The sequence below is a fragment of the Streptomyces sp. 8L genome (assembly GCF_020176795.1).
Lineage (GTDB): Bacteria > Actinomycetota > Actinomycetes > Streptomycetales > Streptomycetaceae > Streptomyces.
The window spans coordinates 9,519-25,103 of sequence record NZ_JAIUKE010000170.1; the positions used below are offsets into that span (position 1 = coordinate 9,519).

Annotated in this window: 18 protein-coding genes and 1 pseudogene; all 19 read right to left on the reverse strand. The window is 69.9% G+C overall.

Annotation, left to right across the window (positions count from 1 at the left end):
• Nucleotides 1-511: 511 nt before the first annotated feature.
• Nucleotides 512-952: a hypothetical protein gene (locus tag LCE31_RS16015; protein ID WP_225014934.1), complete on the reverse strand. Its 441-nt coding sequence runs from the start codon at nt 950-952 to the stop codon at nt 512-514.
• A 55-nt stretch (nt 953-1,007) separates the two neighbouring features.
• Nucleotides 1,008-2,231 carry a helix-turn-helix domain-containing protein gene (locus tag LCE31_RS16020; protein ID WP_225014935.1) on the reverse strand — a complete coding sequence of 408 codons (1,224 nt, stop codon included), beginning with the start codon at nt 2,229-2,231 and terminating at the stop codon, nt 1,008-1,010.
• A gap of 137 nt (nt 2,232-2,368) precedes the next feature.
• A complete protein-coding gene (locus LCE31_RS16025) occupies nt 2,369-2,716 on the reverse strand; it encodes a hypothetical protein (protein WP_225014936.1) in 348 nt (115 codons plus the stop codon).
• Nucleotides 2,713-2,946, reverse strand: coding sequence for a hypothetical protein (locus tag LCE31_RS16030; protein ID WP_225014937.1), 234 nt, complete (start codon nt 2,944-2,946; stop codon nt 2,713-2,715). Before LCE31_RS16030 ends, LCE31_RS16025 begins: the two co-directional genes overlap by 4 nt.
• An 11-nt stretch (nt 2,947-2,957) precedes the next feature.
• Entirely contained in the window at nt 2,958-3,608 is a 651-nt protein-coding gene (locus tag LCE31_RS16035) for a LysM peptidoglycan-binding domain-containing protein (protein ID WP_225014938.1), read from the reverse strand.
• A 69-nt stretch (nt 3,609-3,677) separates the two neighbouring features.
• Nucleotides 3,678-5,204, reverse strand: a complete 1,527-nt coding sequence (locus tag LCE31_RS16040; RefSeq protein ID WP_225014939.1) for a collagen-like protein — start codon at nt 5,202-5,204, stop codon at nt 3,678-3,680.
• A gap of 8 nt (nt 5,205-5,212) precedes the next feature.
• On the reverse strand, nt 5,213-5,941 hold the full coding sequence (locus LCE31_RS16045; protein ID WP_225014940.1) for a hypothetical protein: 729 nt from the start codon (nt 5,939-5,941) through the stop codon (nt 5,213-5,215).
• Nucleotides 5,938-7,044 (reverse strand): hypothetical protein, encoded by a 1,107-nt coding sequence (locus LCE31_RS16050; protein WP_225014941.1) that lies wholly within the window; start codon nt 7,042-7,044, stop codon nt 5,938-5,940. The genes LCE31_RS16045 and LCE31_RS16050 overlap by 4 nt, the downstream gene beginning before the upstream one ends.
• Entirely contained in the window at nt 7,041-8,054 is a 1,014-nt protein-coding gene (locus tag LCE31_RS16055) for a hypothetical protein (RefSeq protein ID WP_225014942.1), read from the reverse strand. Before LCE31_RS16055 ends, LCE31_RS16050 begins: the two co-directional genes overlap by 4 nt.
• 12 nt (nt 8,055-8,066) lie before the next feature.
• Complete coding sequence (locus tag LCE31_RS16060; RefSeq protein ID WP_225014943.1) at nt 8,067-8,948, reverse strand: phage tail family protein; 882 nt, start codon at nt 8,946-8,948, stop codon at nt 8,067-8,069.
• Nucleotides 8,949-8,950: 2 nt separating this feature from the next.
• Entirely contained in the window at nt 8,951-11,359 is a 2,409-nt protein-coding gene (locus tag LCE31_RS16065; protein WP_225014944.1) for a phage tail tape measure protein, read from the reverse strand.
• 229 nt (nt 11,360-11,588) lie between these two features.
• Nucleotides 11,589-12,062: a hypothetical protein gene (locus LCE31_RS16070; RefSeq protein WP_225014945.1), complete on the reverse strand. Its 474-nt coding sequence runs from the start codon at nt 12,060-12,062 to the stop codon at nt 11,589-11,591.
• Nucleotides 12,059-12,595 (reverse strand): phage tail tube protein, encoded by a 537-nt coding sequence (locus LCE31_RS16075; RefSeq protein WP_225014946.1) that lies wholly within the window; start codon nt 12,593-12,595, stop codon nt 12,059-12,061. Before LCE31_RS16075 ends, LCE31_RS16070 begins: the two co-directional genes overlap by 4 nt.
• Nucleotides 12,570-13,022, reverse strand: coding sequence for a minor capsid protein (locus LCE31_RS16080; protein ID WP_225014947.1), 453 nt, complete (start codon nt 13,020-13,022; stop codon nt 12,570-12,572). The genes LCE31_RS16075 and LCE31_RS16080 overlap by 26 nt, the downstream gene beginning before the upstream one ends.
• Entirely contained in the window at nt 13,015-13,368 is a 354-nt protein-coding gene (locus LCE31_RS16085) for a minor capsid protein (protein ID WP_225014948.1), read from the reverse strand. Before LCE31_RS16085 ends, LCE31_RS16080 begins: the two co-directional genes overlap by 8 nt.
• Nucleotides 13,365-13,682 carry a hypothetical protein gene (locus LCE31_RS16090; protein ID WP_225014949.1) on the reverse strand — a complete coding sequence of 106 codons (318 nt, stop codon included), beginning with the start codon at nt 13,680-13,682 and terminating at the stop codon, nt 13,365-13,367. The genes LCE31_RS16085 and LCE31_RS16090 overlap by 4 nt, the downstream gene beginning before the upstream one ends.
• The gene (locus LCE31_RS16095; RefSeq protein WP_225014950.1) at nt 13,679-14,071 is read right to left on the reverse strand and encodes a hypothetical protein; all 393 of its coding nucleotides are present in this window, start codon (nt 14,069-14,071) and stop codon (nt 13,679-13,681) included. Before LCE31_RS16095 ends, LCE31_RS16090 begins: the two co-directional genes overlap by 4 nt.
• Before the next feature lie 34 nt (nt 14,072-14,105).
• Nucleotides 14,106-15,116, reverse strand: coding sequence for a major capsid protein (locus LCE31_RS16100; protein ID WP_225014951.1), 1,011 nt, complete (start codon nt 15,114-15,116; stop codon nt 14,106-14,108).
• A gap of 20 nt (nt 15,117-15,136) precedes the next feature.
• Nucleotides 15,137-15,585: pseudogene (locus tag LCE31_RS16105) on the reverse strand (hypothetical protein); the annotation flags it as partial.

The following is a 15,585-nucleotide window of genomic DNA, read 5'->3' on the forward strand; positions in this document are numbered from 1 at the left end:
GCCCCGGGGGCGGGGGGCGGGCCCCCCGGGGGGGCGGGGGGGCCCCCCCCCGGGGGGGGGGGGGGGGCCCCCCCCCGGGGCCCCGGCGGGGAGCTGCGGCGCCCGGCGCACGCGCAAGGGGTACGCGCAAATCGCGTAACGGGCGTCATAGTCCGTGACGGTGAAGATGTACGGGTTGCCGGCGGCAAGATGCGCAGGGCCCGCTCGAAGCTGTGATGCGGCCACGCGATCAATTCCTCGTCGGGGCGCGGGCACTCTGCGGCGACGGGGAACATCGGCGCGTCGCGTACGCAGTCGGCCGACGGTTGAGGGGCAAGCCGACGGGCGAGGCGGTCGGCTTCGGTCCTCAGCCACCTGGCGGCAAGGCGCGGCGAGGTCGCGCGGTAGTGGCCGAGGATGACCTCGCACGTCTCGGCCAGGTTGTTGGCGGTGGACTCGCAGCGATACGCGATGATCGAGCGGCCCGGCATCCCCGCGCTACTGGTGGGCGGGTACGACAAGAGAGCCGCGTTCACGGCGTGCGCCTCCGCTCCTCTTCCCTGCGTGCGATGAGCCTTTCGAGCTGCATGCGGTACAGCTCGACTTGCGCGGGCGTGAGGATGAGCACCGACTCGGACGTGCCGCCGTCCTTGTGGTGGATCGTGATGGGTAGGGCGGCTTGCTCCGCCCGGTGGTCGTAGAGCACGTCCCGTTTCTGCGGCGTGACGTGCGTGACCGGCACCATGACCGGGCGCAGGGTGGTCCCGTCTGCTCTCGCGCGCCAATCGCCCCCGCCACCGGGCAGACGCAGGTGATATGACTTCACACTTTCGCCCGGCACCTCGACGACAACGCCCACTTGCCCGCTCTTGGCAAGGTCGAGGGCGAGGTCGCCGAGCCGCGGTCGGAACGTGGTGGCTGCGCTTAACCCGGCGCCGGGAGCGGGGAGTTGCTTCGAGGTATGTTCGGCCATGCGCCGAAGCTAGGGGGGTGCTACAGGTCGAATATGAACCGGAGGAATATGGCTGTCATCCGTCGAGGTGAAAGCGGTCTGACATGCGGCGTAGCTTCTCGCGGGTGGCTGCTCGTTCGGCGTAGACGATGCTGCGCAGGGTTGACCGCGCGATGGGGTGGTTGCGGATGAGCTGGGGCGCGATGCGCTCGGCCGTTTCCAGTTCCTTCACCGCCTTGTCGCGGTTCCCGTCCCAGAGCCATGCGCGCGCGAGGTCCATGTGATGGTGTCCCTGACGGGAGTTGGGGAGCGTGGCGACGAGGCTTCGGGATGTGCGCCGGTTTATCGCCAGTGCCTTGCGCTGCTGGTGCATCTCCAGTGCAACGCTGATCGCATGAATCTGCACGTTGCCGGGCGAGAACGTGAGGGAGTGTCGGTCGTAGATCGGCGGCCCGGCGCCCAACCGGGCAGCGGCGGACTGGGCGTGTTGAATGCGGTCCTCGGCTTCCGCGCTGTGTCCGGCTCGTGCTGCGGAGACGGCTGCCCGGAGTTGGAGCGATCCCCACGCACGCACGGCGAGGGGGTCGCCCTGGTCGTACTGCTCCTGAACGCTTTGAATGGCTCGGTCGGAGAGGGCGATGGCGTCTGACCAATCGGCGGTTGCCCACATGTCCCATACGCGCATCCAGTCGGCCACGGCGGGCATGACAGAGTCGCCGGACAGACGAGCTGACCAGGCGGCTCGTTCGCATGCCATGGCGATCAGTTCGGGGTGCCCGAGGGCGTGCCCGGCTGTGTGCGCGAATTTGCAGCACACGGCGTAGATGGCGAAAGCTTCTTCGCGTTCATGGCCGGTGGAGACTTCGGCGAGTGCGCGGGTTTCGCGCAGCAGGTCGGGAAGTACCTGCATGATCGCTACGTTCGCGGCGGCGTCGCGTAGGCGGTGAAGACGGGTTGTCTCCTGCCACAGTTGGCCCGTCAGCCGCGGGGTGCCATCGAACACGGGGGCGAGGTCGTATCGGCGCAGCTCGCGCAGGATGGAAGACGCGGCAACCTGCCATTGGTTCTCGTCCGGCGAACTATTGTACGGCCGGCCGATCAGGTCGTTCGGGTGTACGTGCAGCTCGGCGGCAACCTGGTTCAGCAGGCCGACGCGGTCGAGTTCGATCCGGCCGCTCTCCATCTTCGAGACCCATCCCTGAGACTTTCCCAGGGCGAGGGCGAGGTCTGCCTGTGGCATTCCGAGACGGAGCCGCGCACGTCGTACACGGCTGCCGATCTCCTCGGCTTCCTCCAACATCGTCACTCCGTCCCTTGGTAGTCCTGTCTCAGACGGTACCGAGGGTTGAGCGCAAACGGGGCCCGAAGGGGGCGCACAACGAAAAAGGCGCCCCGCCTCGCCCCCGTCATGCACGGGGGCGGGGCGGGGCGTCCTCGTCACTCAGGGTCGGCGAAATGCTGCTCGACACGGTCGAGGGCGTCCCGGAGGCTCGACCCGCTGTTCGGGTGTAGTTCGTGCTCGATGCGCTCGACTCGCGCGGCGGTGGTCGCCCCCTGCCGCTCGATCGCGTCGAGCCGCGCCATCACGCCGGACCGGCCGGGCACGCCCGGACGGGACTCAGTACCTTGCCAGTCGTCGGCGAAGTCGTCGATGCGGTGAGCGAGGCGGCGCGCTGCGCGGCCGATGCGCCACAGCAGGGCCGCCCCGCCGGACAGGGCGACGACGGCGCCGCACCAGACTGCCGCGGCATCGATCGATGCGACGCCGGTCGTCGCGTCACTCACTTGCCAGTGACCTCCGCATCGGTGAGGCCGAGGCCGACGCGGTCGAGCAGCTGCTCGACGACGGGCAGGGCCATCACGCGGGCGAACCCGGCTGACACGGCGAGGACGGTAGCGACGCCGGCGACGTGCTCGATACCGGCGGCCTGCACGATGAGCGGGAGGCCCGCGGCGAGGCCGACCGCGGCCTGTATCGCGGTGCGGATGGTGTGGCGTGCGGGCACAGAGAACATGGGTGCTGACCTCACTTGACGTTGACGACGTCGCCCGGGTGGATGACGTTCGGGTTGTGAATCTGAGGGTTGGCGGCCTCGATCGCGGCGAGGGTCATCCCGTGGTCCTTGGCGATCTGCGAGAGGGAGTCGCCGGCCTTGACCTTGTAGGTCTTCGGCTTCGCGGTCGTCGGCTTCTTCGGCGGCGTGGGCTTGGCCGGTGCCTTGCCGTCGACACCCGGCCAGTGGGACACGACCGAGCTCACGTCGTACCCGGGCGTGCTGGTGTGCTGCTTGGCGACCGCGCCGGCGGGAATGGCGGTGCTGCCGTCCCAGTCCGCGACCCAGAAGTTCGGCAGGGACACACCCGCGGCCCGGAACGCGGACTTCACCGCGCCGACGGTCGAGGCGTTGCAGTAGATCGTCAGCTCGCTGTTCGGCGTGTCCGCCATGGTGTTCGTGCACCAGGTGACGGCCGTCTGCGGGGAGGCGTCGCCCGGCTCGACGTCGAGCACCTGAGCGCGGGTGTGGGAGGTGACTGCGATCGTGACGACGGTCGCCTTCGGGAACCGCTTTCGCATCTCGTCGACGTTCGCGAAACTGCCGTCGACGTAGCCGGCGACGAGGGTCGCGCCGGCGGGGATGCGCGACGGAGTGACAGCGTCGTACATGGTGCGGGTCATGTTGGGGCTCTCCTTGGGCATGGCTGTGACCCCGTTGCGCGGTGCGTACGGGGTGGGATGGAAGGAAGATCAGGCGACGCCGGCCCAGAAGCGGTTGGCGCCGTTGTCGATCGACGCGGGCGCGATGCTGGTCGGCGCGGTCGTCGGGACGGTGGCGGTGTAGACGCCGAAGCGCTTCACGCTGTTCAGGCCGAACACGTTCGGCGGGGCGCCGGCGGCGTTGTCGAGGGCGAGAAGTTCGGGCCCGTCCGACGCGCTGTAGCGGAAGACGTAGGCCACGTAGTAGACGCCGGGGGCGAGGCTGACGGACGCGGTCAGGGGAACGCCGACGGTCGCGCCGCCGGCGTTGTGCACTCCCGGGATCACGGCCGTGCCGGCGAGGTCGGCGGTCGTGGCCTTGCGGGCGCCGGCCGCCGTGTAGATGGCCGCCCACGATCCGGTGTTCATGGTGCCGGCGTACCCGCCGATGTGTAGGGCGATCTTCGAGACGCTGATGGTCTGGCGGACCACGAACGCGGTGAAGCGCAGCGACCCGTTACCGGTGAACGCCACGGTCGACATGGACACCACCGGGTCGTATGCCCATGCCTTCAACCCGAGGTCGGCCGGGGCGAACTCGGAGGGGATCGCCACGTCCGGGAGGTTGGCGAGCGGCACGTCGCTGGACGCGTCGAGCGGGGCGACCCCGGACGCTGCTCCCTTGGCCGTAGCGTCGAGGGCGCCGACGTCGCCGGCGTCGAGGACGACCGCGCCGGTCTGCCCATTGACGGATGCGACCGTACCGCCACCGGAGGTGTCCGGTAGCTGGGCGGTCGGGACCTTGCCGCTGTCGTCGAGCTGGGCGACTCCCCCGGCGACTCCGGCCGCGGTAATCGGGATGGCCCCGATGTCGCCGGCGTCGAGGTCGGGCAGCTGCTCGACAGGCAGTTTCCCGCCGCTGTCGAGCTGGGCGACTCCGCCGGCTGCCCCCGGCGCGGTGTATGGCACGGCGTGAACGTCCTCGGCAGCGAGGACTACCTCGGCGGCCGACTGGCCGTTGACGGACTGCACGACACCCGGGGCGCCCTGCGCGCCGGCCTCGCCCTGCGGGCCCTGCTCGCCCGTGGCGCCGGCAGCCCCCCGCGGGCCTTGCTCGCCGGTGGCGCCGGCCGGTCCGACGAGCGAGGCGAGCCACTGCTCGACCGTGCCGACGAACCCGGCCTCGATGGCGAGCTGATAGGCGCTCTTGCCGTCAACGGCCACGTAATTCGGCGTGCTGGGGTCGGTGGGGGCGAGGTCGGCGAGATCGACGACGGGGTGATCGGACGGTAGGAGTACCTGGTACACGCGGTTCGTCGGTACACCCGTGAGCTGTTCGGCGACCGTGTACGACCAGCCGGAAGGGTCCATGTCGGGGGCGTCGGTGGCCGGCAAAGCCACCACGAACGCGCCGTTGGCGTCGAGGGGCGCGGTCACGGCACCGGACACCATGACGTCGGAGTCGGGGAAGGTGAGCAGCGCGGGGGCGCGCCACACGATTTGCCCGGACAGGGCCTTTCCGTCCGGGGAGAGGTAGCGACCGGTGACGGTCACGGTGGGGATGTCGTCGGGCAGCAACGCAGCTCCTAGTTGGCTTCGTCTTCGGTCACGGTGTTGACGCCCCACAGGCCACGTACGCGCAGGGCGCACGTGCCGGTGCCGGACGTTCGGCGGGCCCACATGACGACGGACGTTCCCGTGCCCCACGGGAAGTCGTTGGCGGGAAGTGGGACGCGTTCGTTCACCTCGGCGGTGGTCGCCGAGCTCGACAGGGTCCATGTGGGCCCTACCTGGTTTTGGCCGAGCCGCATGTAGACCTGCGCGGCGGTGCCGGCGGGGCCGGTGAGTTGCAGATTCACCAACAGCACCTTGTGTTGCGTGAGCAGGTAGCCCGAGTGCAACGGGGTGTCGTCGTCGTTGGTGATGGACATGAACGGCGAGCAGGGGATGGGGACCCACGGGCGGCCGAGGTATCCGTCGGCGAAACCGTCGTCCATCGCGATCACAGTTCCGGAGCGGCTGTGTGTCCGAACCATCTGTCCGCCGGTCTCGACGTCGTAGCCGACGGTGAGGGCAGGGGCGCCGTTCTCGCGGGCGAGGCCGACACCCCAGTCACCTTCGGGGGTCTGGCCGACGACGAATGTTCGGGTCCCGGTCGGAGTCTGGGCAATGAGTTGTCCGCCCTCGCCGATCACGACGTCGCCGGCGAGTACCTGCGTAAGAGCCGGGCGGATCGCGGCGCGTCCCGTGAGCTGCCGTACCTGCCGTTCGAGGGCGCATATGCGGTCGAGCAGGTCCTCGGGCACGTACGTCACTGCGGTACCTCCAAGTACAACGTGGCGGTTTCGGGGCGCCCGCGCTCCGGGGGCGTGATGGACAGGCCGACGACTCGAAAGCGTTCGTCGAGGACGTCGGGATGCCACAGGTCGCGGATGCGGACGCGCACAGTGGTGCCGAGTAGGGCCGGGGTGACGTTGTCGCCGAGTCGTACGGTGATCTCCGGTATGGCGACCGGGCGGCGGGCCGCGGCCCAGTCCGCGCGGGCGTGTGCGTCGAGGGTGGCCTGTTCCTCAACGGTGCTGTAGTCGCTGCTGCCGTCGAGGCGCGGCCAGCCGGCCGCGAGGTCTTCCTCGTCGACCAGTACCGGCGACATGAGCGGAACAGAGTCCGCGGCAAGGTTGGCGTTGATGGACGCGCCGCGGGACTGCCACGCGTTGGCCTTCTTCGTCGCGTCGACGGGCCACGTGTACGACAGGATCGGGCCCGGGTGGTCGAGGACGACCTCGGAGGCGCCGGTCCGGATGATGGGGGAGCCGAGTTGCAGCCGCTTGACGCGGCGGCCGTCGCTGTCGCGGAAGCTCGCGATGCGCCACTCGAACCCGTCCTCGACGGCGGCGAGGTCGTCGAGCAGGTCGCCGACCCATGCCATGTCGTAGCGGGAGTACGTGCGGTCGCGGGGTATGCCCGAAACGTCGGTGTCGTAGGTGATGCCGATGTCTCCGCCCGGCGTGTTCTGCACGTAGTCGACCAGGCCGCGGGCAATGTCGAGTTGGTCGACCTGGGCGGCGGTGAGGCCGTCGAGGAGCTGGCGCCGGTAGAGGTAGGACTCCCATCCGCCGGCTTGGATCTGCGCGCCGAGCATGCCGCGCGCGTCGCTGGCGAGGCTGAGTGTCCAGATGATTCCGCCCCACCAGATGTCGCGCCCGCGCTGGACCCACACGCCGGTACGGCCTGGCAGGATGGCGCGGCGGGCCCGGTCGGCGATGGCGCGGTTGGGGATCGGCACGGTTGCGGAGAGAGAGCCGGTCTTGCCGATGTAGTCGTCGAGGGACAGGCCCTGAACAGGCAGCGCGTCGAGCAACTGGTCACTACGCACGTCGCAGAACAGCAGCCGGTACGGCCGGGCTACCGCAGTCATGCGAGCGCGTACGTGCTGGTGAACCGCAAGGTGCGGTCCGGAATGAGTGAGCCCCCGGTCGACCACGTCCGCAGCGTGAGCGCGCCGGTCGTGCTGAGCCGTGCGGTGCCGCCGCCGAACCCGTCGGACACGGCGAGTTCCATGTCGCGCCACGGGCGCCACCCTGGGGGAACGGTGCCGATCGCTTCGTCGGCGATGTTCCCGCCGGTGCCCGCGTCGAGTTGCGCCTTTCGCTGGACCTGTAGCACTACGGTGCCGATGCCATGCGCGCCGCCGAAGCGGCTTGCGTCGTAGGTCGTGAGGGTGTAGCCGCTCGCGATGGTGAATCCTGCGGTCACGTTCTCGACGAGCAGCGGGGCCCGGTAGGTCTCCCAGTCACCGACATCCGCGTTCCAGCGCTCCAGAACGCCGGCCATGTCGCGGTACTGCCCGTCGTAGGCGCCGACGTCCGTACTGGAGCCGCGCGGGATGATCCCCCCGTAAGCGGCCGTGTAGACGCGCCGGTCGGTCAGTGCAGAGGTCCAGTCGATCCCGCCCACGCCGGCGGACGCCCCGGCGGAGATCTTCACGTCCCACAGGGCCAGGAACCCGGGCGGTACGAGGGGGGCGTCGGCGGTTTCGGTCGCTTCGCCGACGATGATTTCGACCGCGGCGAGGGTCTGTCCGCTCGTGTCGAACAGGGCGTCATACACGTGAATACACACGGTGTCGGTGCGGGCGAACTGGGCGTCGCCGTCGCCGAAGGTGAGTACCTGGGGGGCGTCGAGGGTGATCGGGTAGGCGCCTTGCGCGTCGGTGCCCTGGACGACCGCGCGGCCGACGCCTATCTGTAGGTCCATGGCGCCCGCTCCGGTCGCCGCGAACGGGTCGCCGCCGGCGATCACGCCGGCGCGGGTACGGATCTCGGACTCGGGAGCCATCGTGCCCAGTGGCGCGAGGCGGGTGTCTTCCCGCGTCTGGCCCGGTGAATCGGTGCCGCCGGGCAGTAGCCAGGCCGAGCGCACGCTCACGGTGGGGTCTCCTTACCAATAGGCCGAGCGGTACCGCACGGTGGCGGACGAGCTCGGGTCGCTGCTGCCGGGGGCAGCGCGGAAGATCAGCGGTGTTGGGCCGGGCGGGAACGTGAACGTCTGCTCCGGCACGCTGCGGGCGGTCGCGGTGTAGATCCGCGAAGCGGTCCCGTTCAGGACGACGGTCCCGGCGCTGGTGTCCACGGTCAGGACGTCGCGGGCGGTGAGCGGGAGGTCGTATTCGAGGACGTCGCCGCTGGACACGTTCGTCAGGGACGGGCGCGCGACGGGCCCGCGGAACTCGATCACGGGGTGCGTCGGCGCGTTGCCGTCGTTCGCCGCGGTCAGTGCGCCCGTGCTGCCCGGCGTGCCGAAGCTGAGCGGCCAGGCGAGGGGCCAGGCGAGGCCCGGCTCGGCCACGGGGAGGCCGCCGGCGGCGGTGCGCTCGACCATCTCGTAGCGGCGCGGGTCGGTGGCTTCCCACTGGATCGCGCCGCCCGTGATGGTGCCGGCCCGGTATCCCCTGCCGACGGGGATCGCGCGGCGGGTCGCGCGGGCCCGTACGAGCAGCGGACCGCGTTCGTCGAGCCACGCGACGAGCGGTAGCTCGTCGTCGACCGGGACGGTCGCCGTGCTCACGGCGGCGATCGCGGCGCCGATCGAATCCCGCCGTGCCCGGATGATCAGGCCGTCGAGGACGACGGTTCGTGTCTGGGCGAGCAGTTGCCCCGGGAAGGCGCCGTGCGCGTCGGCGCGCAGCACCGTCCCGGAGTCGAGGCCGGGCAGGTCTTCCCACCCGGTGAGGGACTGCCACCGGTACGGGGTGCCGGGGCCCATGAGGAAGTCCCCGTACTGGACGTGCCCGGGGCGGGTGACCCTGTCTCCGGCGGCCACGGTCACCCCCTCGCCTTGGAAAGCCAGTTGAGCGCCTGGGCGTTGTCCTCTGGACTGCCGTTCTCGGCGGCGTGCCAATGCTCGATGTGCACGGTCGCGCCCCCGCCGGCCATGGCGAACCCGGCTTGCCCCGGCAGCGGCCCGAACGCGGGCACGTCCGGCGCGGTGACGAGATTCGACATGGTCTTTCGCAGCTGTTCCTTACCGGAGAGCACGCCCTTGACGACGCCGGCGGGAATCCAGCGGCCCACCTCGCGCGCCATGACCTTGGAGGGCGAGCCGATGCCGAGCGCCTTTGCGATGGGGCCTGGGATCATGTTCCGGGCGAAGGACATCAACTGATTTTTGAGGTAACTACCCATGGACTTAACGCCGTTGAGCAAGCCTCGAACGATGTCCATTCCCTTGCTATGGAGAAGGTTGTTCAGGCTTCCGAGCGCCGATGTGATGCGCCCCGGGAGTCCCCGCACCCAGTTGATGAGATCGGTCGCTTTCTTGACGGTCCCTGTCTTGATCTGGTCCCAATGGGAGATCACAATTCCGACGATGGCCCATTTCAAGAAGAATCCCAGCAGCATGCCAGGGATGCCCTCGACCCAATTTACTATGGAATTCCAGACAGATTTGGTTTTGGTCCATATCTCATCCCAATGTGAGATGACGATTCCGACTACGGTCCATTTCAGGAAAAAATCGAGGATGAATTTCCCGATGGCCTCAATCTTCGACCAGACCCAATCCCAGACCTGGGCTGTCTTGGCAGAGATCGTGTCCCAGTTGGCGACGATCAGCGCGACGAGCGCGACGACCGCGGCGATGATGAGCGGGATCGGCCCCATGGCGAGCAGCCAGGCCGCGGCCATGCGGGCGCCCTGGGCGAGGCTCTGCGCCCCCATCAGGACCCACGTCGCTACGACTCGCGCGCCCTGCGCGACTGCGGCGGCGCCCTGGGCGATCCAGCCGGCGACGATGGCGGCGTTCGCTGCGACGGTCTCGGCTGCGCTGGTCGCGGCGGCCGTGCCTTGCGTGATCCACCCGGTGACGACTTCCGCCGTGGTCGTGGCGGCGGTCGTCCCCAGCGCGATCAGGCTGGGCAGCATGACCAGGGTGATGATGCCGGCGGCGACGCTGAACGCCGTTCCGTGCTCGCTGACGAACCCTGCGGCACTGGCCATGGCTTGGCCGAACTTGTCCAGCCACCCGCCGGCGGTGACGAGAGCGGGCACCACGGCGCCGCCGAGGACGGTCACCAGGCCCTGTTGCAGGGAACGTGTGAACTGCGTGAGCTCGGTCGACGCGTTGTCGCGCATCGTGTCGCCGGCCGCTTTCGCCGCGCCGGAAACCTTGCCGAGCGAGCTTGCGGCCTTGTCGACGTTCAGGGAGAAAAGCGCGGCTCCCAAATCCTCGCCGGGGCCGCCGAAAAGCTGTTGCACGGCGCTCGCGCGCTTCGTCGAGGCGGGCATTGCTTCCAGCGCGGTAAGAACCTTGCCGAGTGCTTGCTTCGCGCTGTCGCCGCCCGCGGCGACGTCCTTCGTGATCTGCTTTCCGCTCAGGCCGATGCTGTCGAATACCTGCTCGACTGCGGCCCCGCCCTGTCCGGCGGCGAGAGAGAATTCCTTGAGAGCGTCGGCGACCTGGTCGGAGTCTCGCGCGCCGCCCTGTAGGCCCTGCTGAATAAGGCCCATAGCGGCCTTGCCGTCAAGGCCAAGATTCTTGAATGCGACCGGGTACTCGTTGAACGTGTCGAGCAAATCCTCGGCCTTATTCGCGCCGAGTTGCGAGCCCCTGACGAGAATGTCGAGTGCATCATTTGCGTTCTTCGCCATCCCCGTTTTGATCATCTGGCCGACCGCGATGGAGGTCGGCCCGACGTCCTCGCCGAGGATCTTCGATACCTGCGTCAGGCGTCCGCCGATGCTGGCGATCTGTCTCGACGTGGCGTCGGCCGGCACAAGGCCCTGTTGCCACAGGCCCTTAAGCGCTTCGTTCGCTTCGTCGACGCTGTCTGTGTAGCCCTTGGCGTACAGGTCGCCGGCGGCTTTGCCGAGCGCTGCGGCCTGGCTCTTGCTGGCGCCGAGCTGCGCGGCGAGCAGGTCGTTTCCGGCCTCTTGCTCGATCGCACCCGTGACGCCGGTCATCAGGGCCGCGCCGATACCGGCACCGACGGCGGCCCACCCGAACGTTTCGAGCAGCTTCCCGAGAGCCTTGGGCGCCTCGGCGCCGCCCTCCTCGGCCCCGTCGCCGATGCCGTCGCCGAGGGCGTGCCCCGCGCGCTGCCCGCTCTGCTCGGCCTCCCCGGCGATCGCGTCGCCGGCGGACCGTACCGCGCCTTCAACGCGGTTGAGACCCGACTCGGCCTCGCTGTCGTCGATGGCGACCGTCGCCATCAGTTCGCCGACGGTGAGGGACACGGCGTCACCCCCCGTCGGTTGGTTCAGTGCGGAGGTATGCCGGTGATGGCGGCGATCTCGGCGGGATCGGTGACGGTGCGAGGCGTACGCGACCAGGCGCGGGCGAAACGTGCCTCGCTGTCGAGGCCCGACACGAGAACGAGGAACCGGCGCGTCGAGAGGGCGGCGAGCTCAGCCGCGGGCGTGCCGTAGACGCGGGCGAGGTCGCCCTCGACCGCGGCCCAGTGCGTCAGGACCGCGAGCCAGAACTCGCGGTCTTCTTCTTCGCGGGCTTCTTCGTCGCCCGGCGCGCCGCCCTGTTCGCCGGTGCTGGCGCTTTTCCCGCTTCCTGCTGCTCGTACATCTCGGCGGCGCGCTCCATCGAGACGCTGCCGGGCCGGCGGATGTTGGCTGCGGAGTAGATGAGCACGATGCCGAGTTGCCGGTCGGTCATGCCGCGCTCGGCCCACAGGTCGAGGACGTCGGCCCCGTAGAGGATCGCCAGCATCTTGCGCACGTCGTCGGGGTCGCTGGAGTGCTGCACGCGTTGCATCTGGAGCGTGAACATCAGCGGCAGCGACTCGGGAAGCACATATTCGGTGCCGTAGAGGCTGACCCGGGCACGGGGCCGGGTCTCGGACTCCTCGGCGAAAAACGCGTCGAAGTCTGCGGCCTGGAGGGCGAGCGCGGGGGCGTCCTCGTCGAGCTGGGTCTCGTCGCTCATGCGGCGGCCTGCTTCGGCGAGAGGGCGGCGACGTTGCTCGTCAGGGCCGCGCCCTGCGTGCCGGTCGGGGTGACCTCGGCGGTCGTCGCGGCGCCGCACTTGGTGATGGTCGCCGACCACGACGTCTTGTCGTTCGTGCCGCCCCCCTGCTCGCCCGGTGTCACCGTGGCGTCCCACACGGCCCATGTCGTCTGTGACTTGTGGCGCCACCTGATCGTGTTGTGCGAGTCGATGCCGAGTCGTGCCGACCAGTTCTGATCGATGTACGCCTGCCCGGGGTCCTGCTCGCCCGTGGTCTTGTCGATGCGGTACTGACCCTCGATCGTGAGCGTCGCGCCGCGCTGCATGACGTCCTGGTTGTACTGGCCTTCGTCCTCGAAGGCGGTGATGTCCGCGGTCTCTTCGTTCTCGCCGGGGGCGTGGGTGAACGTGGTGAGGCCCATGACGGGCAAGAACGTCTTCTCGGTGGCGCTCTGGTCCTGGACCTCGAAGATCCAGCCGCGGGCGTCAATCGGCCTGCTGGTGCCGCTCATCGGCGGTTCCTTCCTGGGTGTCGTTGTCGCCGGCGAGCTGGAGGTCGAGGTTCACGACGTGCTCGTGTCGGCCGTTGCTGTCGGGCCCCATCGGGGCAGGGGTGGCGCGGGCGGTCGCGAGGACCAGCCACGTCCCGTCGTCGAGCCGTACGCCGGCGAGCCCGTGCAGAGCTCGATACAGGGCCGTACAGCGGCGGCGGGATGTGCGCGGGTCGGGGCCGCCGCGGACGCGGATTTGCAGCCGCGGAGTGTCGGTGTCGTCGCGGGAGTCCGGGGCCGCTCCGTCGTACAACGTGAGGGAGATTGCCGCGTCCGGCCTCGGGGGCATGGCCTCGATGTAGAGGTCGCCGGTCGTGCCGGTCGGGTCGTACGTCGCCATGCCGGCGGCGTGCAGCCATCGGGCGATGCCGTCGAGGGTGTCAGCCACGAAGCGACCTCCGGACCTGTGCGGCGATGATCTCGGCGGCGGTGTTGGACTCGTCGGTGACCGCGGATTCGAGGTACTTCGCGCGGCGGCCGGGGTCGTGCCGGGCGGTCATGTCCTCGTGCTGGCGGACCGCGTACGGGGTGTCGTAGGCGACCGCGGCCGTGAGCGAGGACTCGTCGACGGTGGCAGTGCCGGAGCGTTCGAGGGTGCCCTCTTCGATCGGTACCCGCTCGTTGGCCACCTGTAGGACGTGCTCGGCGGCGAGCCGTAGGCCGAGCGTTTCCGCGGCCCGCAGCTGCGCAAGTACGGCGCCCGTGTGGAGTCGTAGGCGGTAGCGCTGCGTCATTCGCACATCACCTCCGTGGACTGGGGGACGGGCAGGCCCGGCGCGGTGTGCGGCGACACCGTGAGCGCGCGCGTGGTGCGTCCGTCGGGCAGCGTGATGCGGGACTCCGCCGGACAGTCGAGGTCCGGCGCGGTGATGATCTGCGCGGTGGCGGTGACCTCGCGTCCCTGCGGGTCCCGCACGGTGCGCACGGTCGCGGCGACCATGGCGGGAACGCCGGCGACCGGGGCCCGGTAGGTCGGCCCGTACGCGCTGTCGCCGGCGTACGCCTCGACGGTGATCCGGTGCGGCAGCAGCCACCCGGGCACATTCACCAGATCACCCCCGGCAGCAACTCGGCCCGCTTCAACGCGCGGTGCGCGCGCGGGGCGAGGTCTACGTCGGACGCGTCGCCGGCGCCCTGCTGGCGGCCGGACATGGACACGGGGCCGATGCTCACGGAGTCCCACTTGCCGGCCGCGCCGGTACCGTCGTCTCCGCCGGCGAGCTGGTACTCGACCTGCGCACATACCGCGGCCGTCAGCGCGGCCCGTACGCGCGGGCTGACGGGCATGCCCGCGGCGTCGGTCCGGTAGACGGCGGTCAACAGCGCGTCGTCGATGTCCTCGCTCGCTCGCGCGAGCAGCCGGTCGGCGTCCGCCGGGGCCGGCTTGCCGAGCCACGCGGCGAGCTGTTCGGGGGTGGCGTAGACGCGCACACTCACCCCCGAACGGCTCGCCGCGCCCGCGGCGCGGTCATCAGATGACCTTGATGTTCCGCAGCACCGCGGCGGCGCGGGTCGCCTTGAGGACGACCGCGACGGGCCCCATCTCGACCTCACCGGTCTTGACGGCGCCGGACGTGGTGAAGTCCGGGAGCCACTGAGAGACGATCTGTCCGCCGACGGTCGACACGGCGTGGAACCCGTCGAGGCCCATCCGCACCGCGTACAGGTCGGTGAGTCCAGTCTCTTCGGCCGCTCCCACCGTCCGGTTGGTGATGGGGATGATCGGGTCGTTCGTGCCGGCATTGGCGCCCGGGTCGGCGAAGAGGATGTTGCCGTACATCTCGCGGGTGATCGGGCGGCCGTTCGCGCCGACCAGGCCGTCTACGGGCGGCTGGTTGTACATGTTCGCCCGGCGGGCCGCAGCGCGGACGCGCGCGAGCGCCTTGCCGTTGCCGAGGATGAGCGTCGGCGTGCCGTCGAGCAGCGACAGGAACTCGTCGATCGCGTCGAGCGCCTTGTGTTCGGCGCGGGTGTCGCTGTCGAAGTCGGACCAGTCCGTGACCTGGTCGGCGCGGAACTCGGTGGAGCTCCCCTTGAGCGCCTTGTCGAGGCCGTCGAATCCCTCCTCGTCGCCGGCGTCCGACACGTCCCCGTTGATCACCTCGTCCTGAAACCGGGTCTGGGCGGCCTTGATCTTCTGCTGCATGTTCAGCGTGACGGCGCCCGACGCGGCGGGCCCGATCTTCGCAATCACGCGGTCGACCTGGAAGCTACCGCCGAGGACCGCGAGGTCAACGGAGTACTTCTGAGTGCTGACGTTCGACGGCGCGTACTCGCTGTTGAGCGCGCGGAAATCGGCGGTCGGCTGGGTGATGAGACGGCGGTAGCCGTACGTGAGCGTGGCGCCTCCGCCGGCGGGGTTCACGACGTCGTCGAACTGCAAGGCGTCGAGGATGGTCGACTCCTTGCGGAACTCGTCGATCACCTGAACGTCGACGTCGTCGGTCGCGTTGTTGGCTGCCTCGGCCAGAGTGACGGCCATGGGTGGGGCTCCTGTCTGTGTCAGCCGCCGAGCTTGGCGGCGATGGCGTCCTGAAGGGTTGCGGCACGCTTCTCGCCCTGGGCCGGTGGTCCGGCGAACTCGGCGCCGGCGCGGGCCGGTCCGGTGGGCACGGGGGCGACGGCGAGTCGCGGATTCGTGGTTACGGCGGCGGTGATCGCTGCGGTGATGGCGGTGGAGTCGGACGGGTCGACGGCATCGAGTGACGCCATGAACGAGCGGGAGTCGAGCAGTGCGGCGGCGTCCGCTCCGGCCGCGCTCGCGCCGTGGTAGATCGCCGACTGAACGGCGGCGGTCCGGGCCGCGGTCTGGCTCTCTGTGATGACGCGCTGGGCCCACTGCGGCAGGCGGGAGAGGTCTCCGTCGACCTCGGGGAGCGGCGCGACCGCGGGCGGCGCTGCCGGTGCGGCGGGTGCCGCTTCCGGGGCGGGGGGGGGGGCGGGGGGGGCGG

Coding starts and splice junctions, on each gene's coding strand:
- LCE31_RS16015 (WP_225014934.1), bottom strand. CDS start 952: ATGGCCGAACATACCTCGAAGCAACTCCCCGCTCCCGGCGCCGGGTTA.
- LCE31_RS16020 (WP_225014935.1), bottom strand. CDS start 2,231: ATGTTGGAGGAAGCCGAGGAGATCGGCAGCCGTGTACGACGTGCGCGG.
- LCE31_RS16030 (WP_225014937.1), bottom strand. CDS start 2,946: ATGTTCTCTGTGCCCGCACGCCACACCATCCGCACCGCGATACAGGCC.
- LCE31_RS16035 (WP_225014938.1), bottom strand. CDS start 3,608: ATGACCCGCACCATGTACGACGCTGTCACTCCGTCGCGCATCCCCGCC.
- LCE31_RS16050 (WP_225014941.1), bottom strand. CDS start 7,044: ATGACTGCGGTAGCCCGGCCGTACCGGCTGCTGTTCTGCGACGTGCGT.
- LCE31_RS16070 (WP_225014945.1), bottom strand. CDS start 12,062: ATGAGCGACGAGACCCAGCTCGACGAGGACGCCCCCGCGCTCGCCCTC.
- LCE31_RS16075 (WP_225014946.1), bottom strand. CDS start 12,595: ATGAGCGGCACCAGCAGGCCGATTGACGCCCGCGGCTGGATCTTCGAG.
- LCE31_RS16085 (WP_225014948.1), bottom strand. CDS start 13,368: ATGACGCAGCGCTACCGCCTACGACTCCACACGGGCGCCGTACTTGCG.
- LCE31_RS16100 (WP_225014951.1), bottom strand. CDS start 15,116: ATGGCCGTCACTCTGGCCGAGGCAGCCAACAACGCGACCGACGACGTC.